Below are 20350 nucleotides of genomic sequence, written 5' to 3' on the forward strand. Positions count from 1 at the left end.
TTACGATGCTGACATCGTGTTGATAAAATGGATTTGTAAGATTCAAATCTATCACCAGCAGAAAAGGGGTTGTAAACGTGTTCAAAAAGAAATGGACGATTCTCCTATTGACTCTATGTCTTGCAGTTGTTGCAGCAGGCTGCGGTCAAAATTCGAACAATGGCGGTAAAGAGGATTCAAAGAATGGTGCAAATGGAAGCGGTTCCGAGAAAGTAACGGTTAACTTTATGCACTTATGGCCTGAGGGTGTATCGGCTGGACAAAACAAAATTGTGAATCAAATCATTTCTGAATATCAAAAAGAGAACCCTAACGTTACGATCAAACAAGAAGTATTGGACAACGAACAATATAAAAATAAGTTGAAAGTGCTTTCAGCATCAAACCAACTGCCGGATGTAGGCGTTACTTGGGCAGCGGGCTTCCTTCAACCGTATGTAGAGGGCAAGCTGTTTACACCGCTGGATGATTTGCTTAGCGGAAATCTTAATGGCAAATTCGTCAGCGGCACAACAGAGGCTTATGCTGTAGACGGTAAAACGTATGGTTTGCCGCTCGAATTCAATATTTCACCGGTATATTACAATAAAGCGCTTTTTGAGAAATACAAGCTGGAAGTGCCGCAAACCTATGAGCAATTTAAGCAAGTTGTGAAAACGCTCTCTGAAAACGGTGTCGCGCCAATCGCTCTTGGCAACAAGGATCGCTGGACTGGATCTTTGTGGTACATGTACCTTGCAGATCGTTTTGCAGGACAAGAAGCATTGTCCAAGGCAATTAGCGGCTCAGGATCTTTCAAGGATGAAAACCTAGTAAAAGCGGCTAGTGAGGTACAATCGCTAGTAGACAGCAATGCATTCGTAAAAGGCTTTAACGGCCTGTCAAACGAAGAAGCAAAATCAGAGTTTCTGAACAGCAAAGCGGCTATGTACATGATGGGTACGTGGGAGCTTCCTAACTTCACAACGAATGAAGATATTCCTAAAGAGTTCCGCGACAGCGTTGGTTTCTTCAAGTTCCCAACGGTTGAAGGCGGCAAAGGCGATATCAACAGCTGGGTAGGTGGACCAGGCGTTGGATTGTTCGTTTCAGAAAGCTCAAATGTCAAAGCAGAAGCGAAAGCTTTCGTAGAATATTTTGTGGAAAAATGGGGCGAGCAATCCGTTACTGGAGCAGGTGTTATTCCAGCAACGAAGGTGGATACTTCCAAGCTTGAGCTGCCTCAGCTATATGTAGATCTGTTCAATGAAATGAACAAAGCTAGCAGCATTACCTTGTTTGCAGATGTACAAATGCAAGCAAATGCCGCAGAAACGCATCTCAATCAAATTCAAGCGTTATTCGGCAAAGCAGTGACACCAGAGAAATTCTCTGAAGAGCATGATGCGGCCATTTCCAAAGGAAACTGACAGCTTCTAGAATAGGGAGCAGGGAAGCCGTTTACCCGGCATATGATGCCGGGTAAACGCTTACTGCTTGAGAATGAGAAAGGAGTCGGCTAATTTGGATAAGGTCATGTCGAACAAAAGAATCATTGCACTGTATGTGCTGCCTTCCCTGCTTCTGATATTAGCTATTGTATACATTCCAATCGTTCTGACTGGCTATTATGGATTAAACCAGTGGAATGGCATTGGAGCAATGAAGTTTATTGGTTTGGATAATTATCAAGCTCTAATTAAGGATAAAATGTTTTGGAACAGCGCCGGTCATTCGCTTATGTTAGCTGTTTTTTCAACACTTAGTCTCATTCTCTATTTAGTTATTGCTATGGTGTTGTCCGCCAAACTAAAGGGCGTCAATTTTTTTCGCAAAATATATTTGATTCCGATGCTGCTGTCGTCCGTAGCGATTGCACAGCTTTGGCTGAAAATTTATCATCCAACGAATGGGATTCTGAACAGCTTTCTCGAATCCATTGGGTTTGCAAATCCTCCCGCATGGCTGGCTGAGTCTTCACTGGTATTGTTTGCTTTATTCATTCCAATCCTCTGGCAGTATGCGGGCTTTTATATTTTAATTTATTACGCTGCGCTTAAGAACATCCCGGCTTCACTTGAGGAAGCGGCGAAGATCGACGGTGCGAATGCCTTTCAAATCGCTTACAAAATCAAGCTTCCGCTGGCGATGGAGGTCATTAAAGTAACGATCGTGCTGGCAGTTGTTGGCTCGCTAAAATACTTTGATCTGATCTACGTCATGACAGATGGAGGGCCAAATGGCTCCAGTGAAGTGATGGCATCGTACATGTATCACCAAGCTTTCCGGGCATATGACTTTGGCTATGGCAGTGCAATTGGCTTCTTCCTGCTTATCATCTGTCTCATCGTAACTTGGATAATCCGAAAATTGACTGCTACAAAAGATACGATTCAATATTCGTAAGGAGGGAAGCTTCATGATGCACGGAACTGCAGGACAGCTGAGGAACGGAAACAAAAGCTCCGGCGCTTGGATAGCAAGCAAACTGGGTTATTCCGTACTATATATCGTGTTATCGGTCGTTGCCATATTGCAAATTTTCCCGCTCGTATGGCTGCTGTTTTTCTCGCTTAAAAACAATCAGGAAGTATTCAATCTTCCTCCGTTGTCACTGCCTATGAATCCTAGGTGGGAAAATTACGAGAAGGTATGGAGTGCTGGAAATATTGATGTTTACTTTTTCAACAGCGTATGGATTACGGTTGTAGCGACGGTGCTTACGATTGTATTAGGCAGCCTGGTTACCTACGCGATAACAAGGCTGAAGTGGAAGGGAAGCTCTTTTGTACTCGGTTTATTCATGGTTGCGATGATGATTCCGGTGCATTCGACGCTCATTCCGTTGTTCAGCATATTCAACAAAATACATCTCATTGATCATCCGTTGTCGCTTATTTTGTCTTATGTAGCGTTCAATATGCCGATCACGATTATGATCCTGCTTGGCTTCTATTATGCTTTGCCGCGTGAGGTAGAAGAAGCGGCGGTTATTGACGGCTGCTCCGTGAACAAAATATTTTTCCGAATCGTACTGCCGATGACAGGCTCTGTTATCGCAACGACAGGCATTATTAACATGATTTATAATTGGAATGAATTTATTTTCGTTAATACATTTATAAGCTCAGATGCCTATAAAACGCTGACGGTCGGCGTGCAAAACTTCATCGGGCAGTATACGACGGACTGGGGCGCAATCGGCGCTACATTAATGATTAGTATATTGCCAATATTGATTGCATTCCTATTCTTAAGCGATCGTATCGTTGAAGGCATAGCGGCAGGTTCAGTCAAAGGCTAAAGCTGATGATGGACGTCGTTCGCTTGGCAGTATTTGAATCGTTCAAGAACCTCCAATCACAGCAGTGATTATGGAGGTTCTTTCGTTTATGTAAAGTATAAAAAAAAGAAAGCTCTTAGGAACGATGCTCAGCTCCCAAAAGCTTACTTGCTTCATTAATGATTGTCGTATATAAAATAATCAAAGTCTGCATGCAGGCTGCGTCCCGATGTATCCTGACACTGCATGCCGACGAATGCGCCTGTGAAGAAGCCGCCGCCTTGAATGTAGTCATCCGATAGCTTGTAGCATTCGAAGTTTACAGGCAGACGAGTCCAGCTCTTGCCATCAAACGAATAAGAATAGTAGTACAGTGTATTCTCTACGTCAACACGAATATGCACATAGGCAACGTCTTCTGGAATCGCTATTTCGTTTCCTTGAAGCGGCTCAGAGAACGAAAAATTATCGCATGCAACAAGCTGCAAAATTCTTCCCTTTTCCTCATTCCATGAGATTTGGCAAGATGTCCAGTTTTGCGTGTTGTAGTAGTTCACAAGCCCAGCTGATTGTTGGAAGGACGTCGGTTGAAATGCGATTTTTGTTTCAGCTGTAAAGTTGAAATGCTGCCATCTCCTTGCGATAAATGACTGCGTAAATTTGGAAGTCAATGATTCTTTGCCGTATAGACGAAGATGTCCAGGGTTATCGGTCAAAGAAACAATTTGATCTCCTAAAGGGATGCGCAGGCTTTGGAAATGCAGATTTAGCGTGCTGCTATCGAAATCGTCCTTAACTGGATAATCGCGCTCCCATTTCACTTCTGGAATGTTCGGTCCTTCAATGACAAGGGAAGGCTGGTTGCCGCCAACGACATAAGGCCAATCATTGCGCCATTCGAGCCGCTGAATAGCTGTTTCTCTGCCAAGCGGGCAGTATCCACGCGGATCAAGCAGCGGCTGGCCTTCTCTGGAGAGAGGTCGTCCAACTAGATGCACTAAGAACCACTCGCCCGTATGCGTTTGAACGATAGAAGCATGGCCAGCCTTTTGCAATGGAATACGCGGTGCATGGAACGATGAGATTAACGGATTTTCTGGATGCACCTCATATGGTCCGGTAAGCTGTTTGGAGCGAGCGATGGTCGCCTGATGCTCATATTTGGTGCCGCCCTCAGCCGTAAGCAAGTAATAGTAGCCATTCATTTTATAGAGATGAGGAGCTTCGGTCAGCTTAATATCGGTTCCTTTGAAAATAATTTCAGGTTTGCCGATTAGCTTCTGCTCACTCGCGCTGTATTCCTGTAGCAAAATACCATAGAAGTTGTGATGGCCGACCCGTTGATCCCACATCATGTTTACAAAATACTTTTTGCCGTCCTCGTCATGGAACAACGATGGATCGAAGCCGGAGCTATTCACATGAATGGGCTCGGACCATTCGCCATCAATCGTGTCGCAGGTAACCAAATAGTTGTGGCAGTCTTTCCATTGTCCTTCGGTCACTTTCACATCGGTATAGATGAGCCAAAATTTATTGTCACTATAGGATAGTGCGGGAGCCCAAATACCGCCAGAATCAGGATTGCCCATCATGTTCAGCTGGCTGAGCCTACTTAAAGGTCTTGAGGCAAGCCTCCAGTTTTTTAAATCCTTAGAGTGGTAAATGCCGACGCCGGGAAACCATTCGAAGGTTGAAACCGCAATATAGTAGTCTTCTCCTACACGGCAGATACAGGGGTCTGGATTAAAGCCAGGTAAAATCGGATTTTGGATGGCAGTCATATCTTTTCTCCTTTTTAGGAAATGAAATGTAATCTATACTATCTATATCATAGCAATGATTTTAACCCGTTCCCATATCCATACCATGTTGATATTTACCCAAATCAATCATATTTTTGGGCCTGCAAATAAGGAAGGAGAAATGCGCGCTTATGCAAATAAAAATAGAGTCCACTAGGAAAGAATTTATGCTGCCTGATATGGATTCCACCTTCCGTGTTTTTGCAGCACACTGGCGTACGGTTGATCCGGATTGGAAATATCCGCTGCATAAGCATCCTCTATTTGAAGTGAATCTCGTATTGTCGGGAACGCAGGAGATGAAGGTTAACGGACATGCCTATAAGCAAGGCCCAGGTGATCTTATATTGCTCAATCCGGGGGACAATCATGAAAGCTCCGTCGTTTGTAATGATGAAATGACCTATTACTGCTTGCATTTTGACGTCGATGAAAGGTCTTTCCGTGAGCTACTTATTCGCAACAGCCATTGTTTTCACGAGGCTGGCAGTGAGCTGGCAGTAGCAATCAAGCCAGCATTGGATAAATTAATGGCATTAACCTCCGAAGAGTCAGTCGTACGAGTCGAGTCTCGCATGAATATTTTGTCCGCTTTATTTGAACTGTTTGCCGGATTAAGCGGTACGCTGTCTGAGCTTAATCGCGGTGATGAGGCTGGTGCACGGAAATCGGCTGCAGCAGCACAGATTGCGAGTATGCTGGAGTGTACGGTTGAAGGTGCGGCAAGCAGAAGAGGGCAGGAGGACGAGATGGAGACGATAAAATTAATTGCGGATTCGGTGGGTTACAGCATGTCATCGGTCAATCGCATGTTTACCCAGATGTATGGCGTGTCTCCCCGTCAATATTTGTCCACTTTGATGCTGAAAAAAGCGAAGCTGCTGCTGATGAATCCGGAAGAAACGGTCGAGTCGATATCGGCAAAGCTTGGCTACCATAATATTGCTCACTTCAGCAGGCAGTTCAAACGTTGGACGGGGGAGTCGCCAAGCAGCTTCCGCAGTAAAACGGTATCGTTTTCTATACATCATGCCAAATCTTCTTCTTCTATAAAAAATATACTATAATTGGAAAATGGGATTTAAACGGGATTCCCGATCAGCTGTCCCGCTGTGACAAGTATAGAACAAAGGAGAGTTGTGTAAATGAGAGCTCAGTTAGCTATGCCAGATAGAGGCGAGGAAGTCTCTAGCAAAGCAAAAGCACATATTAAAAAGGCTCTTCAAGTCAGATTGGTATCCGATTTAGAGAAAGCAAAGGAATATTATGAACATATATTAGGTTTTGCCATCGATGGATGGGGACATGCTGAGCGAGAAGGGGTAGGTTTTTTACTGCAGCAAGCAGAGAAAGCAGAAGATGTCAGGCCGAATGTAAAGCCGTCGCAAATGGATTATCCTTCCGACTGGGCTGGTCCGCTGGCGAGCTGGGATACGTACGCTTACTCTGATTTCGCTGGAGTGCAATCCTTGTATGAGGAGTTCAGAGCCAAAGGCGCAATCATAGCGTACGAGCCAATAGTAGAGGATATGGGCAGCAGAAAGTGGAAAGAGTTTGCGGTAAAGGATTTGGATAATTATATTATCGTATTTGGCGGTGGAAATAGTGGCAGCTGAAATAGCATATGGAACCAAAGAAGAAAGTGAATACGTGAAAAGAAAACTAATTGAGTATAATCATGGACATGTGCCTGATGATCTGAAGAACAATTATGAGGAAATAAACCTGACGATAAAGGATGACGAAGGTAAGATCATTGGTGGACTATTAAGCGTTTTTTGCTGGAATTGGATAGAGGTCGATATATTGTGGGTAGATCATGCACTTAGAGGCACAGGGCTTGGAAGTCAGCTGTTATCCCAAATAGAGAAAATAGCCAAAGAGAAAAAATGCACCTTCATTAAACTAAATACGTTTAGTTTTCAAGCGCCGGAGTTTTATAAGAAAAATGGATATAAAGAAGTGGCGGTTTTTGAAGATGCCCCTCTGGGCAGCAAGCATTATTATTTTCGAAAAGATATTAGTTCACGGAGGGTTTGAGTATGATTAAAGTTGCTTATTTAGGTCCCAAGGGAACCTTTTCGGAAGAAGCTGCCCATCAATATTTTGCTGATTCAACCGAATGGGTTATGCACGAATCGATATTGGATGTATTGGAAGCTGTTCATTCGGAAGAAGTGGATAAATGTATTGTTCCGATTGAAAATTCAATTGCAGGCAACATTCACATGACCATTGACGGTTTATTAATGTACAATCTTCACATTGAAGCGGATCTGGTTTTTACGGTATCCCTTCATTTGATTGGAAATCCTGAGGCTGATATCAATGAGATCACTACGGTTAGATCTATAAATCCAGCTATTAACCAGTGCAGGGAGTTCATTAAACGCAATCACTTAAAAACGGAATATACAGATAGTACAGCGAAGGCCGCTCAATCTATTAAAGAATCGCTTACGGTCGCGGCAATTGCTTCGAAATCGGTAGCAGAGCAATATCGCTTGAAAATACTCGATAGTGAAATTCAAGACCATTCAGCTAATCACACCCGATTTATTGTTGTCAGCAAAAAAATGCCTTCCGGCAAAGAACAAATGAAGACCATGCTATTGATAACACCAAACAATGAATTTCCCGGTGTATTGTCATCCATTCTAAATGTTTTCTCCGCACTAGGCATTAACCTTACTTGGATTGAATCGCGCCCCACTGGCAAGCAGTTAGGGACATATCGCTTTTTAATCGAAACGGAAATGGTACAGGATGAGCCGCGTATGAATAAAGCGATGAAAATATTTGAAACGTTCGGGCATCAGGTGCATATTGTAGGAAGTTATTCGACAACTATTCTTTAACGGGATTAAGCTTCTGTAAAAAGGGAATCACTTGTGATTCCCTTTTTTGCTCAGCAACAAATATTTCCATTCCATCGTTATAGGCTATAAGAATGAACGGGAGTGATGATCATGAGAAATAAAGTAGTACTGCTAACGGTTAGCTGCATCTGTTTATTTATTTTGATGAAGGCTAATTTTGTCCATGCTTGCTCGCCTCTCCCTTGGAAATTTGAAGATGCATATGAGTCGAAGGCTATGGTTTATGGTAAGGTGGCTGATAGTAGTGAAGACGGTAGAAAAGTAACGCTGGATGTCATTTCATATGCAGGACCGGATCAAGCGCCACAAACCATCTATTTACCAGAAACGATAGATAATAGAAGTAAATATCCAGCTGGAAATACATGTCCTGATTTTTCAATGAAGTTCAAGAAAGGCGAGGAATACGTCTTTTTCTTAGCAGATGTACCTCCTAATCTTAAATTGTATTCACCAAGCTGGATAACGGCGTCTGCAGTAGTAGATGGGGAGGTCGTTGTTGGATTGCCAAATGGTGAAAAGGACTCCTTGCAAAATCATTTGCAAACTTTTGCACAATCGAAAGATTACACGATACAATCGCCAAATCACAGTTCTCCTGTCTGGGGAAAGAGTGATATGTTATTATTGCCGTCAATCATCATCGTTGGTTTGCGTATGCTCCTAGGACGTTATTAATTTTGTGGAAGGGGGTGTTCCGCTTGGAATTAACGTATTTAAAAACCTTTCGCGAGGTAGCGAAGTGGGGGAGCTTCACACGAGCTGCTGAAACACTGGGTTATGCGCAATCGAGTATTACGACCCAGATTCAGAAGCTTGAGGAATCCTATGGGACAGTTCTGGTGGAGCGATTTGGGAGGAAAATGAGGCTTACGATGGCTGGAGAAGCCCTATTGCAATATGCCAACGATATCGTTAGGCTGCATGAAGAATCGAAAGAGGTTATTTCCAAACAATCGAAGGGTACGCTATCCATTGGAACGATTGAGACGTTAGCAGCTTTTTTTCTCCCGCCGCACCTTCAAGCTTATCGCCTAAGTTACCCGGAGGTTAACGTTGTGATACAGCCAGGAAACGAGCCTTTTATTATCGAGTGTGTAAAAGAGGGAGCTCTAGATCTCGGGATAATTTTAGATCCTCCGTTCACGGACCCTGAGCTTCATAGCTGCATATTGAGAGAAGAAGAGCTAGTCATCATTGCAAGTCCCGATCATCGATTCGGAAGCTATGATAACGTTCAGGTGCAAGATTTGGAAAGCGAATCGATGATCTTAACAGAGGATGGCTGCACCTATCGGGCGATGCTGCTCAAAGCGCTCAAACATAACCAAATAAACTATACATTATCGTATGAGTTTGGCAATTTGGAAGCGATTAAGCAGTGTGTCATTTATGGCCTTGGTGTTGCATTGCTGCCACGTATCGTGGTTGCAGATGCCGTTCAGAAAGGCCAATTGATTGCTGTTCCCTTCGCGCATCAAGATTGTAAGTTTTATACACAGCTCATTTACGCCAAGAAAAAGTGGAAATCGAGAGCATTTACTGGTTTTTTGGAGCTTATTTGCGGTACCAATTATCAAAATTAATGAAGTATAGTATAGATTCCTATCGATAACTCCATTGTCTTTGGCTGTGCTACATTATATCTAAGAAGCCGAACTACTTAAATATAACAGCTCAAATGGAGGTAGTGGAAATGGAAAACGAACAATATGTATCTCTTGTACTTGAAACACCCACAGCTTCGCCGGAGGATATTCATCGTCATTATATGAACAAACTAGCTGTGGAAACAGATGTTTCTGACGTATGCAATGATATGAAGCGGGGAGTTAATGATTTTCTGCTGATCGATGTTCGCAGCGCTAAAGCTTATAAAGAGTGCCATATTCCGGGAGCGATTAACCTGCCATCCAACTTAATTAATGAAGAGCGGACCAAATCTTTCTCGAAAGAACAAGTCATTGTCGTATACTGCTGGGGCCCTGCGTGCAATGGAGGCGCCAAAGGTGCAGCTCGTTTATCGGGGTTAGGCTTTAAGGTAAAGGAGATGCTTGGCGGAATGGAATACTGGCGCAAGGAAGGCAACGAGGTAGAAGGCACGTTATGTGAATCAGCTCCCTTGATTGGATAATGAACAAACGGCAGCTCCCATTACTGCTAAAACCTCGATAACAAATCATTATAGTTAAATTTTATCAAAATAGGTAATAGGCAAATGGTAAAATGAAGCTATGCTAATCATGAGAGGGTTTTAGAAATGGAAAAAGAGTTCGTTTCCTTATTTGATCAATATCACGAGCATCATCATTTCTCTGGTACGGGTTTTGTGAACAGAAGAGGCAAGGTCATATTCGCCCGGGCGTATGGCCTAGCTCATAGAGGATTTAAAGTGGCTAATCAGATGAATACGATGTTCGATACAGCATCGATCACCAAATTGTTTACGGCAGTAGCCATTCTACAGCTAGTGGAAAAAGGCAAGATAAAACTGGAAGACCGAATTACGGCTATTATCGATCTCGCTGGCACTCAAATACCAAGTGACGTTACAATCGCTCATTTACTCACTCATACCTCCGGGATTGCCGATGATGCAGATGAAGAGATGGGGGAGAGCTACGAAGATTTGTTCATAAGCAAACCCAACTATTCGATAAGAAATTGTATTGATTTTATTCCTCAGTTTGCTTACAAGGAACCAAAATTCAAGGCTGGATCTGACGTCAGCTATAATAACTGCGCATTTGTGCTGCTAGGACTTGCGATTGAAAAAGTGACCAATGAAAACTATCGAAGTTTTGTCGATCAACATATATTTCGTGCTTGCGGGATGCAGAACACAGCATTTATCTCAAAAGATGAGGGGGATGCTCCAATTGCTGAAGGCTACGCCGCCATCTATGACGATCAAAATGTAGCAGCGTGGCGTAAAAATATATATTCATTTCCGCCAATGGGTACTTCTGATGGAGGTGCCTTTACTACAGTCGGCGACCTTGATTTGTTCATGCGTGCATTGGTTAATGGAAAGTTATTATCCGAAGAGATGACGACTGAGATCATGAAGCCGCAGTCTGCAATCGAACAAAAATATGATTGGGGTAAAATCGTAAACGGGTATGGTTTTCATTTTCTCTATCATAATGATGGTAAGCTTATTCGGATGTATAAAGAAGGTTCAAATGCAGGTGTAGCAGCTATCTTTGCCTACTACCCGGAGATCGATTCGACCAGCATTATATTGGCAAATCAAACCTGCAACGTATGGGAACTGCATTGGAAAGCAGAGCAGCTGTTATTGGCTGCCGGTAATTAAACCCCTGCCTATACTGGCAGAAATCAAAGAAGAGGACTGTTATCGTTGCCGAAGGGCAAGTGTAACAGTCCTCTTTTGTTATGATTATTTAGTTATTTTACTCAGTAACAATACCGTAGACGAGTACGGGCGGCGTCACAGAGCTGCCGATACGAATGTTTTCGTAAATGATCTTAAGCACGTCATCGACGTTCTCACGATTGGAATGAATCGTAACGAGTGATTCACCTGTTTTGACCGAATCACCGATTTTTTTGTTCAGCATGAGTCCTACAGCCAAATCAATTTCCGATTCCTTAGTCGCCCGTCCAGCACCAAGCAGCATAGCTGCGGTACCGATCTCATCGGCGATAATTTCAGTGACAACGCCATCTGCTTTGGCAGGTACCTCAATGAGATAAGCGGCTTGCGGCAATTTCTCGGGATGATCCACAACAGACGGATCACCGCCTTGATTAGCGATAAATGATTTGAATTTATCAAGCGCTTTGCCGTTGCGGATAACTTCCTTCAGCAGTTCCTCGGCTTCTTCCAGTGAACTAGCTTTATTCGCCAGAAACACCATTTGACTGCCTAGCGCAAGACATAGTTCTTCCAAGTCTTTAGGCCCTTTTCCTTGCAGCGTATCAATCGCTTCTTTTACTTCAAGCGCATTGCCGATAGCAAAGCCGAGCGGCTGACTCATATCCGAGATGACGGCCATCGTCTTGCGGCCAACGTTATTGCCGATGCTTACCATGGCATGCGCAAGCTCTTTGGCATCTTCAACGGTTTTCATGAACGCGCCAGCGCCGGTTTTTACGTCCAGCACGATAGCATCCGAGCCGGCAGCGATTTTCTTGCTCATAATAGAGCTAGCAATGAGCGGAATGGAATTGACGGTTGCTGTAACATCCCGCAAAGCATATAGCTTCTTATCAGCTGGCGTCAAATTGCCGGATTGTCCGATAACTGCAATTTTATCCTTGTTCACTAAGTTCACGAATTCATCTTTGTCGATTTCAACATGGAATCCTGCAATGGCTTCTAGTTTATCGATTGTACCGCCAGTATGTCCAAGGCCGCGACCTGACATTTTGGCAACGGGGATATCCAGTGCAGCAACGAGTGGTGCCAGTACGAGCGTAGTCGTATCGCCAACCCCACCCGTGGAGTGTTTATCTACCTTCACGCCTTCAATCGCTGATAGGTCAATCGTATCGCCGGAATTCACGATCGCCATGGTTAAGTCAGCGCGTTCGCGCTCTGTCATATCCTTGAAGAAGATAGCCATTGCCAAGGCGCTAACCTGATAGTCTGGAATTTCATCCTTCGTATAGCCTTCTATAATAAAGTTGATTTCCTCAGTCGTAAGTTCTTCGCCGTCCCGTTTTTTCTCAATTAGATCAACCATTCTCATTGTATTGTCTCCTCGCTGTCATCGTGTATTTTAAAGAAGGATTATAGTGAAGTTACGGTTTCAAGAGCGACTTCCATCATATCGTTAAAGGTGCTTTGACGTTCTGCCGAGCTCGTTTCTTCACCAGTCAGCAGGTGGTCACTCACGGTTAAAATCGTTAAAGCGTTGACGCCATATTTCGCTGCCAATGTATAAAGTGCTGTTGTTTCCATTTCCACACCTAGAACACCGTGATCCATTAGTCTTTGAACAATCGTTTTATCATCTCGGTAGAAAGTGTCCGAGCAAAAAATATTGCCCACATGCAGTTTTAGTCCTTTTGCAATACCGCGCTCATATGCTGCCTTTAGCAAGGAGAAGCTGCCAATCGGCGAGAAATCATAACCGCCAAAAACATGACGATTAACGCTGGAGTCCGTACATGCTGCTTGTGCCAAAATGACTTCACGAACGTGCACGCTTTCCTGCATAGCACCGCAAGTGCCTACGCGCACCAGATTTTTTACGCCGTAATCCCGAATCAATTCATTCACATAAATACTAATAGAAGGGACACCCATTCCTGTTCCCTGCACGGATATGCGATGTCCTTGATAAGTACCCGTAAAGCCTAGCATGCCTCTGACTTCGTTATAGCAGATAACATCCTCCAAATACGTATCAGCAATATATTTAGCTCTCAGCGGATCTCCCGGCAATAAAATCGTTTCTGCAATTTGGCCTTGTTCGGCTCCAATATGAACGCTCATGAACATTCTCCTTTTTATTCGTTATTTTAATCGTCCCAAAAAGCTGCTTCCGTGCGCAGGCATCTTTACGCCGAAGTTTTCAGCAATGGTTGCCCCAATATCTGCAAAGGTTTCACTTATAGGAAGAGCCTGTCCGGTTTGTTGAAAACGAGGCGAGTATGCAAGCAGAGGCACATATTCGCGAGTGTGATCCGTTCCATGATAAGTCGGGTCATTGCCGTGATCTGCAGTGATGATGAGCAAGTCCTGATCTGTCAATTTGGCGAAAACCTCTGGCAAACGAGCATCATATTCTTCTAATGCTTGTCCATAACCTTTTGGATCGCGGCGATGTCCGAATAGAGCATCAAAATCAACCAGGTTCAAGAAGCTAATTCCCGTAAACGATTCGTCTATGGTCGCGATGAATTGATCCATGCCGTCTGCATTGGATACGGTGCGCACGGTTTTCGTAACACCTTCACCATCGTATATATCGGATATTTTACCAAGAGCGATGACATCAAATCCAGCATCTTTTAGTTCATTCATCACAGTTGGACCAAATGGCTTCAATGCATAGTCATGGCGATTGGATGTCCTTTTGAAATGACCCGGTTCACCGACAAAAGGACGTGCAATAATTCTCCCGAGCATGTAGGGATCGTCCAATGTGATTTCTCGGCAATATTCACAAATTTCATATAGCTCAGATAGCGGAACCACATCTTCATGAGCAGCAATTTGCAGTACGGAATCAGCAGAGGTGTATACAATTAGTGCACCAGTCTGCATATGCTCTTCGCCAAGCTCGTCGATAATTTCGGTGCCGCTGGCAGGTTTGTTTCCAATAACCTTGCGACCGGTATGCGCTTCAATGCGATCAATTAATTCCGGCGGAAAACCGTCTGCGAAGACGCGAAAGGGTACTGCAATATGAAGCCCCATGATCTCCCAATGACCAGTCATTGTATCTTTGCCGTTTGACGCTTCTTGCATTTTTGTATAATAAGCAAGGGGCTGGTCTGCGACCTTCACTCCAGCAATTTCCTTAATGTTGGATAATCCGAGCTTGGCCATATTAGGCATCTCCAGACCTCCGCATTCCCGGGCGATATGGCCGAGTGTATCCACATTAATATCTCCGAAGCTAGCTGCATCCGGCGACTGGCCGATGCCTACCGAGTCCAGGACAACAAGATGAATTCTTTGAAACTTGTTCATTGGTTTTAGGCTCCTTGTTATTTAATAAACAGTCCGGCAATAATTGCTGACAAGACGCTAACTAAAGTAGCCCCGTACAACAATTTTAACCCAAATCGAGCCACTACGTTGCCTTGTTTTTCATGCAGACCTTTAACGGCACCGGCGATGATGCCGATCGATGAGAAGTTAGCGAATGAAACTAAGAATACAGATACAATGCCGACAGCGCGTGCGGACAAATTAGGATATTTCTCTAACTCGAGCATAGCTACAAACTCGTTGGATACCATTTTTGTTGCCATAATGCTTCCTGCGTCGACTGCATCTTTCCATGGAACACCCATGATAAAAGCAAAGGGAGCAAAGATATAACCTAACAATTCTTGGAACGAAATGCCGATGATACCGCTGAAAAGTCCATTAACGAGCGCGATCATTGCGATAAAACCAATGAGCATAGCTGCGACTATGACAGCGACCTTGAAGCCGTCTAATATATATTCGCCTAACACTTCAAAAAATGATTGTTTTTCTTCGTCTTGCACTTGCAAAATATCTTCTTCTGGCTCGACCTTATAAGGGTTGAGAATGGAAGCAATGATAAAGCCGCCAAACAGATTAAGCACAAGCGCCGTTACAACATATTTGGGATCGAGTATTTGCATGTATGAGCCGACAATTGACATCGATACCGTAGACATTGCCGAGGCACATAACGTATACAACCGATGTTTAGGCAGTAACCCAATTTGCTTTTTAACGGAAATGAATACCTCTGATTGTCCCAGAATAGCAGAAGCGACCGCGTTATAGGACTCCAATTTTCCCATTCCGTTTATTTTGCTCAAGACAAGACCGATATATTTGACGATGAACGGCAGAACCTTGATATATTGCAATATGCCAATGAGAGCTGAAATAAAAACGATCGGCAGCAGTACACTTAAAAAGAAAGAAAACTGTCCTTCATTTAGAAGGCCGCCAAATACGAATTCAATTCCTGTGTGGGCATACCCAAGCAATTTCTCGAACATACTGGAGAAGCCTTTAATTAAAACAGCACCTGCAACGGTATTCAATAAAACGAAAGCTAAAATCACCTGTAGGATGACCATGATAACTAATGGTTTGAAGCGAATGTTCTTTTTGTCATTGCTGGCGATGTACGATAGTCCAAGAACAACAAGCAAACCTAATATAGCGATTAAAAATTTCATGGTTCATTCTCCTAGTAAGTTAGTATTGTGCGAGTTTAGAGTTACTATGAAGCGCTTACAATAGATTCACAGATTACTATTTCATATCAGATGCTCGAAAAGCACCTGGAAGCAGTTGTGCCATTGTCCATTCCTCGGTATGTCCGTGGAGATTCGTCAAATAAATTTTTGTATTCTCATCACAAAATTCTGCTAATACTTGGCGACAAGCGCCGCATGGAGAGACGGGACCTTCGGTATCCGCTACTACTGCAATGGCCTCAATAATGCGATCGCCTTCCGATACCGCTTTGAAAATAGCAGTTCGCTCAGCGCAATTGGTTAATCCAAACGATGCGTTCTCAATATTGCAGCCTCGGTAAATGCGTTTGCTGCCTGTTAGTAAAGCGGCCCCAACAGCAAAATGTGAGTAGGGGATATGAGCATGTTGACGCGCTTCAATCGCTTCTTTAATCAACTGATCCTTCATCGGTCTACCTCCTGTAAGCTGCTCCAGCAAGGAGCAGCACCATCATATCTATTATTTAGTAAGAAGAGGTCGATTGCTCGCCTTCCATAATCTTCACACCTGAGCTGGCACCGATTCTTGATGCGCCTGCTGCAATCATTTTTTCCATATCCTCAAGATTGCGAATGCCTCCGGAAGCTTTTACTCCGAGCTTGTCCCCAACCGTTTTACGCATAAGCGCAACGTCTTCAGCAGTTGCTCCGCCAGTAGAGAAGCCTGTCGATGTTTTCACGAAATCCGCACCCGCTTTAGCAGACAACTGACAAGCACGTACCTTTTCATCGTCTGTAAGAAGCGATGCTTCGATAATTACTTTTACAAGAGCTTTACCTGCAGCTGCTTCAACAACGGCTTGAATATCTTTTTGTACAAAATCATCATCACCATCTTTTAACGCACCGATGTTGATGACCATATCAACCTCAGTCGCTCCACTTGCAATAGCGTTTTTGGCTTCAAAGGCTTTCGTTTCAGTAGTGGCAGCCCCTAGCGGAAATCCGATTACCGTACAAACTTTAACGGTGCTGTTTGCCAACTGCTCAGCAGAATAAGCAACCCAAGTTGGATTGACGCAAACGGAAGCAAAACTATATTTTTTCGCTTCAGTCGTTAATTTTGTAATCTCAGACTTTGTTGCGTCTGCACGCAAAAGCGTATGATCAATCATTCCAGACAAATTTAACATAGCCAGTTCACCTTCCCCTTATACGAATGCTTAATTTCAGGACTATAATAACACGACTTTGAACATATGTAAAATCATAAATGAACAAATGTTCAATCCTCATATTGGATTAAGGAAGCAGAAATAAATAAAAGCCGAGAAACCTTCTATTAGAGGTTTCCCGGCTTTCATTAATTTATGTTGTTTGCATTCGATTCTAAAGGTTTCGCTTCAAGGTTCATGAATGCTGGTATAGCAAGTGGGACAAAAAGACATAAAATAATGAGCAAATAATGACTGCCTTGCACTCCGAAGCCAATGAATAATAACCGCAAGGCCGGATACAAAAGAAGAGTAAGAGGTACCGCAGTAAGGATGGAGAGGATCATGCTTGCAAGGACGAATCTGCTGAGCAAGAGATAGCCTAATAGGCTAATAGAACATAAAGCTAAAGGTATTGCAGTCAAATAATGGCTTCCTGGCAAAAAGAATGTTGTCATAACAGTAAGTATCGCCATGATGAGCATAGCACCAACGATGATATCGATGACGGACAGTCCTTTAGCGAGCCTTTTCATTCTGGTCATTGTTTTAAGTTTCTTAAGCACCCAAATCATTAAGCAGATTAGGATAGCTGCGATAGCCAAAAAGATAAGAAGAGCACCAGCTATTCCTTGAAATTCGTAAATGCTGAAGGCGATATAGAAAAACGTTCCGAAAATGTAGAGCAATATCGTGCAGGTGACAACAAATAAACTCCATCTAATGCTTTTTCGTAGATGAACTATTTTTTTATTTATCCCATACAGAACAGCTGCGGCGCCAAGCAATAATGCGATTGCAGTAAGTGCATAGTTCCAAGAAACGGGATAAACGATAAGTTTTTTGCCGACAAGGTTAAAGAAAGCCTGATCCTCTTCATTTGAAAGTGTGGTAAGATCATAGGCTCCAAACGCCTTGATTATTGAAACGGCATGCTCACCCATGTTCTGAACGGTTGGTAAATCCACATGGTTTAAATCATCTTTTTGGGTATGGTAAACCCCCGCACCTTCAATATAGGCTAAGTTTAATCCGATAACCCCATTATTATTAAACGCGGTTAAATCAGTATCATGAGGCAAAATGGTGTACAAGTCGGACAGGAAGGAGAATGCATAGGGGCTTTCTACATGCTCATTGAATAATTGAATCGCTTTGCCGCTCGGTCCGATTGTTTGATAAAGCAGGATGGGACCCTTGAAACCGCGGGCTTCCAAATTGACAACAACCCCAATATTATCCATCGTATGCTTTTTTACATACTCCATGGCCCCATAAAGTCCAGCTTCTTCTCCGTCAGTAATGAGAAAGGTAATCGTGTTTTTCAATTGCTTTTCTTGTTTAAGCACGCGCATAACTTCCAAAATAACGCCAACATTTACGGCATCGTCATTCACACCAGGGCCTTCTTCGACCGAGTCATAATGTGCCATCATCATCGTCGTTTTGCCTGGTTCGGAGCCTTCTACGGTTGCAACAATGTTTTGAATGGGGAGCTCTTTACCCTCATGCATGACGGTAGAACTTTCAATCATTACCGGTATATCCATCATTCGAATCGTATTGATAATGTAGTTCTTGGCTTCTTCATGGTATTCTGTTCCGGGATGCCGTGGTTTTTGTGCAAATGACTTCAAATCCTCGTAAACCCGTTCCGCGGAAAATTGGTTAGCCGGTGCTTGGTTGGGTATGACCGCAGTGGATGGGGTGCTTTGCATTATAAAAAAGATAACCGTAATAATGACGGCCACATACACGATGAAAGCAGCCCATGTAAGAAGTGGTCTTCCCATGACGGAATACATTTCAGACAAACCCCCTGCTTCACATTGAATTTCAAATTAGGAAATAGCGGTTTTATATAGGAACACTTAAGTTCTTTATATCATAAAATTACATTTTATACCTATTATTTTAATTTTATGAAGGAGTTATTGGAAGCTGAAGGGGGGAATATGCTATACGTTGAAATTATGCACCACACAAAAACAGTTCGCACCTCGTTTGAGGGCGAACTGTTTTTCTTTACTCTATTGCCTCGATACTTTTCTTATGATTTTTTTGAAAACCATATAGGAGAATGAAACGGCAGGCGCGGGGTCACTTAGACTCCAGATGGCAGGGGCTCTTTTTACAAAATGGGATTTAACGATCGGCAGCAAGCCTAGCTGTTTGGCTCTAATATAATCGCGCGATGAGATAAGATCCTCAAACAAAAAGCAGAAGGCGATCCCTGTATCGCTTGTAACCGCATGGCTTCCGATAGGCTTCCCGACAAGCTCATTGTAGGTGAGCAGAGGGAAGTTTACGCCGCATTTTCTAAGTAGGGGGTCTAGTGTAGTCGTTCTTGCATTGATCTCCAGCAAATAATATTTTCCGGTTACTGCATCCTTCTTGAATTCAATTTCAGCGAAACCCTTGTAGCCAATCGCTTCTAGAAAGGGGGCTCCGACGTGGTAAAGCTCTTCTATGTACTTTTGCTTTGTAAAGGATGATGCGCCAAAGTTAATCGGAAATTGCCTTAGTTTTTGGCAGGTGACCCAGTGGGTCACTTTGGAGCTCTGATCCAAGTAAGCGTCAAACGTATAGACATGGTCATCGAAACCGGGAATAATTCTTTGCACGATAACCTCAAGTTTGGCTTGTGTCGATTTCTCGATTGCGGCTCTCATTTCGTCTAAGTTATTGCAGGTGAATATTTTGGCTCGGAACAAGCTTACAAAAGAAGGGGAATCTGTGGGCTTCACAATACATGGAAAACCGATTTCAGCAACCACTCGTTCTTCAAACCGTTCTTCATTAGGGCCGATGGATTCGGGTACTAATACACCGTGCTTTGTCGCAAGAGAATGCAGGTACTCCTTGTCCATTATATTGCTCCAAAAGCCTTGAACGTTCATATTGATATGGTAGTAGTTTTTAAGCTCGTCCAAATAAGAATCAATGAATTCAACATAAGGATCAACACTCGGAAATAGGACAGGCTTCGATTCCTGTTTTTTGGCATAGTCGATTAAATATTGCAAAAGCTGTTCTTTCTGGTCTCTATAGTGAGGAACAATGATTTGCTCGCTTAAGTATTTGGATTTAGCGCCGTATGTATTTTCTTTGGAATGATCCATAGCGACCGTATAGATGCCCTTGGATCCGAGGCCTCTTATAATGCTTAAACCTGTATAAAAGTTTGAGCCGAGTATGACAGCTTTATTTTGCACGAAAAAACACTCGCTTCCTTCATGATATAAAATATTTATGTCATTCGTGTTGTTTCTTTACTATAACGCAACCATAACTTTATTCAAAGCGTCTAATATTCCGAAA

20 protein-coding genes are annotated in these 20350 nt (G+C 43.2%); 11 read left to right on the top strand and 9 right to left on the bottom strand.

Going from position 1 to position 20350, the window contains the following annotated elements:
* Positions 1-77 precede the first annotated feature (77 nt).
* From AC787_RS19590 to AC787_RS19600, 3 genes are all read left to right on the top strand, one after another.
* The gene (locus tag AC787_RS19590) at positions 78-1409 is read left to right on the top strand and encodes an extracellular solute-binding protein (protein WP_054026327.1); all 1332 of its coding nucleotides are present in this window, start codon (positions 78-80) and stop codon (positions 1407-1409) included.
* A 94-nt stretch (positions 1410-1503) separates the two neighbouring features.
* The gene (locus tag AC787_RS19595) at positions 1504-2385 is read left to right on the top strand and encodes a carbohydrate ABC transporter permease (RefSeq protein ID WP_054026328.1); all 882 of its coding nucleotides are present in this window, start codon (positions 1504-1506) and stop codon (positions 2383-2385) included.
* A gap of 13 nt (positions 2386-2398) precedes the next feature.
* Positions 2399-3283 carry a carbohydrate ABC transporter permease gene (locus tag AC787_RS19600; protein WP_054026329.1) on the top strand — a complete coding sequence of 295 codons (885 nt, stop codon included), beginning with the start codon at positions 2399-2401 and terminating at the stop codon, positions 3281-3283.
* A gap of 155 nt (positions 3284-3438) precedes the next feature.
* Here the strand turns inward: AC787_RS19600 and AC787_RS19605 are convergent, their stop codons facing one another.
* Positions 3439-5046 carry a glycoside hydrolase family 43 protein gene (locus AC787_RS19605; protein WP_054026330.1) on the bottom strand — a complete coding sequence of 536 codons (1608 nt, stop codon included), beginning with the start codon at positions 5044-5046 and terminating at the stop codon, positions 3439-3441.
* Between the two features lie 152 nt (positions 5047-5198).
* Between AC787_RS19605 and AC787_RS19610 the strand changes: the two genes are divergently transcribed.
* From AC787_RS19610 to AC787_RS19645, 8 genes are all read left to right on the top strand, one after another.
* Positions 5199-6134 (top strand): AraC family transcriptional regulator, encoded by a 936-nt coding sequence (locus tag AC787_RS19610; protein ID WP_054026331.1) that lies wholly within the window; start codon positions 5199-5201, stop codon positions 6132-6134.
* Positions 6135-6212: 78 nt separating this feature from the next.
* Positions 6213-6683 carry a hypothetical protein gene (locus tag AC787_RS19615; RefSeq protein ID WP_054026332.1) on the top strand — a complete coding sequence of 157 codons (471 nt, stop codon included), beginning with the start codon at positions 6213-6215 and terminating at the stop codon, positions 6681-6683.
* Positions 6673-7107, top strand: a complete 435-nt coding sequence (locus tag AC787_RS19620) for a GNAT family N-acetyltransferase (RefSeq protein WP_054026333.1) — start codon at positions 6673-6675, stop codon at positions 7105-7107. The genes AC787_RS19615 and AC787_RS19620 overlap by 11 nt, the downstream gene beginning before the upstream one ends.
* Before the next feature lie 2 nt (positions 7108-7109).
* Positions 7110-7925 (top strand): prephenate dehydratase, encoded by an 816-nt coding sequence (gene pheA, locus AC787_RS19625; protein WP_082360862.1) that lies wholly within the window; start codon positions 7110-7112, stop codon positions 7923-7925.
* 111 nt (positions 7926-8036) lie between these two features.
* Complete coding sequence (locus AC787_RS19630; protein WP_054026334.1) at positions 8037-8624, top strand: hypothetical protein; 588 nt, start codon at positions 8037-8039, stop codon at positions 8622-8624.
* Positions 8625-8647: 23 nt separating this feature from the next.
* A complete protein-coding gene (locus AC787_RS19635) occupies positions 8648-9532 on the top strand; it encodes a LysR family transcriptional regulator (RefSeq protein WP_054026335.1) in 885 nt (294 codons plus the stop codon).
* Positions 9533-9642: 110 nt separating this feature from the next.
* Positions 9643-10080, top strand: a complete 438-nt coding sequence (locus tag AC787_RS19640; RefSeq protein ID WP_054026336.1) for a rhodanese-like domain-containing protein — start codon at positions 9643-9645, stop codon at positions 10078-10080.
* Between the two features lie 126 nt (positions 10081-10206).
* Positions 10207-11265 (top strand): serine hydrolase domain-containing protein, encoded by a 1059-nt coding sequence (locus AC787_RS19645; protein ID WP_054026337.1) that lies wholly within the window; start codon positions 10207-10209, stop codon positions 11263-11265.
* Positions 11266-11362: 97 nt separating this feature from the next.
* On the opposite strand, the gene AC787_RS19650 is transcribed toward AC787_RS19645, so the two are convergent.
* The 8 genes from AC787_RS19650 to AC787_RS19685 form a co-directional block, all read right to left on the bottom strand.
* Entirely contained in the window at positions 11363-12664 is a 1302-nt protein-coding gene (locus AC787_RS19650; protein WP_054026338.1) for a pyrimidine-nucleoside phosphorylase, read from the bottom strand.
* 41 nt (positions 12665-12705) lie between these two features.
* On the bottom strand, positions 12706-13413 hold the full coding sequence (deoD, locus tag AC787_RS19655) for a purine-nucleoside phosphorylase (RefSeq protein ID WP_054026339.1): 708 nt from the start codon (positions 13411-13413) through the stop codon (positions 12706-12708).
* Between the two features lie 21 nt (positions 13414-13434).
* On the bottom strand, positions 13435-14616 hold the full coding sequence (deoB, locus tag AC787_RS19660) for a phosphopentomutase (protein WP_054026340.1): 1182 nt from the start codon (positions 14614-14616) through the stop codon (positions 13435-13437).
* Positions 14617-14633: 17 nt separating this feature from the next.
* Positions 14634-15815 carry a NupC/NupG family nucleoside CNT transporter gene (locus tag AC787_RS19665; protein ID WP_054026341.1) on the bottom strand — a complete coding sequence of 394 codons (1182 nt, stop codon included), beginning with the start codon at positions 15813-15815 and terminating at the stop codon, positions 14634-14636.
* Between the two features lie 76 nt (positions 15816-15891).
* Positions 15892-16284, bottom strand: a complete 393-nt coding sequence (locus tag AC787_RS19670; protein WP_054026342.1) for a cytidine deaminase — start codon at positions 16282-16284, stop codon at positions 15892-15894.
* 55 nt (positions 16285-16339) lie between these two features.
* A complete protein-coding gene (gene deoC, locus AC787_RS19675; protein ID WP_054026343.1) occupies positions 16340-17008 on the bottom strand; it encodes a deoxyribose-phosphate aldolase in 669 nt (222 codons plus the stop codon).
* A 170-nt stretch (positions 17009-17178) separates the two neighbouring features.
* Positions 17179-18834 carry a M28 family peptidase gene (locus tag AC787_RS19680; RefSeq protein ID WP_054026344.1) on the bottom strand — a complete coding sequence of 552 codons (1656 nt, stop codon included), beginning with the start codon at positions 18832-18834 and terminating at the stop codon, positions 17179-17181.
* 225 nt (positions 18835-19059) lie between these two features.
* Positions 19060-20244, bottom strand: a complete 1185-nt coding sequence (locus AC787_RS19685; RefSeq protein ID WP_054026345.1) for a carboxylate--amine ligase — start codon at positions 20242-20244, stop codon at positions 19060-19062.
* Between the last annotated feature and the right edge of the window lie 106 nt (positions 20245-20350).

Origin of the sequence: Bacillus sp. FJAT-28004, from assembly GCF_001280845.1 — a bacterium.
Taxonomy (GTDB): Bacteria; Bacillota; Bacilli; order Paenibacillales; family Paenibacillaceae; genus Pristimantibacillus.

What these genes read in the sequence shown, in the direction of transcription:
- AC787_RS19600 (WP_054026329.1), top strand. Translation starts at nt 2,399, where the DNA reads ATGATGCACGGAACTGCAGGACAGCTGAGGAACGGAAACAAAAGCTCC.
- AC787_RS19605 (WP_054026330.1), bottom strand. Translation starts at nt 5,046, where the DNA reads ATGACTGCCATCCAAAATCCGATTTTACCTGGCTTTAATCCAGACCCC.
- AC787_RS19610 (WP_054026331.1), top strand. Translation starts at nt 5,199, where the DNA reads ATGCAAATAAAAATAGAGTCCACTAGGAAAGAATTTATGCTGCCTGAT.
- AC787_RS19615 (WP_054026332.1), top strand. Translation starts at nt 6,213, where the DNA reads ATGAGAGCTCAGTTAGCTATGCCAGATAGAGGCGAGGAAGTCTCTAGC.
- pheA (WP_082360862.1), top strand. Translation starts at nt 7,110, where the DNA reads ATGATTAAAGTTGCTTATTTAGGTCCCAAGGGAACCTTTTCGGAAGAA.
- AC787_RS19630 (WP_054026334.1), top strand. Translation starts at nt 8,037, where the DNA reads ATGAGAAATAAAGTAGTACTGCTAACGGTTAGCTGCATCTGTTTATTT.
- AC787_RS19640 (WP_054026336.1), top strand. Translation starts at nt 9,643, where the DNA reads ATGGAAAACGAACAATATGTATCTCTTGTACTTGAAACACCCACAGCT.
- AC787_RS19645 (WP_054026337.1), top strand. Translation starts at nt 10,207, where the DNA reads ATGGAAAAAGAGTTCGTTTCCTTATTTGATCAATATCACGAGCATCAT.
- AC787_RS19650 (WP_054026338.1), bottom strand. Translation starts at nt 12,664, where the DNA reads ATGAGAATGGTTGATCTAATTGAGAAAAAACGGGACGGCGAAGAACTT.
- deoD (WP_054026339.1), bottom strand. Translation starts at nt 13,413, where the DNA reads ATGAGCGTTCATATTGGAGCCGAACAAGGCCAAATTGCAGAAACGATT.
- deoB (WP_054026340.1), bottom strand. Translation starts at nt 14,616, where the DNA reads ATGAACAAGTTTCAAAGAATTCATCTTGTTGTCCTGGACTCGGTAGGC.
- AC787_RS19665 (WP_054026341.1), bottom strand. Translation starts at nt 15,815, where the DNA reads ATGAAATTTTTAATCGCTATATTAGGTTTGCTTGTTGTTCTTGGACTA.
- AC787_RS19670 (WP_054026342.1), bottom strand. Translation starts at nt 16,284, where the DNA reads ATGAAGGATCAGTTGATTAAAGAAGCGATTGAAGCGCGTCAACATGCT.
- deoC (WP_054026343.1), bottom strand. Translation starts at nt 17,008, where the DNA reads ATGTTAAATTTGTCTGGAATGATTGATCATACGCTTTTGCGTGCAGAC.
- AC787_RS19680 (WP_054026344.1), bottom strand. Translation starts at nt 18,834, where the DNA reads ATGTATTCCGTCATGGGAAGACCACTTCTTACATGGGCTGCTTTCATC.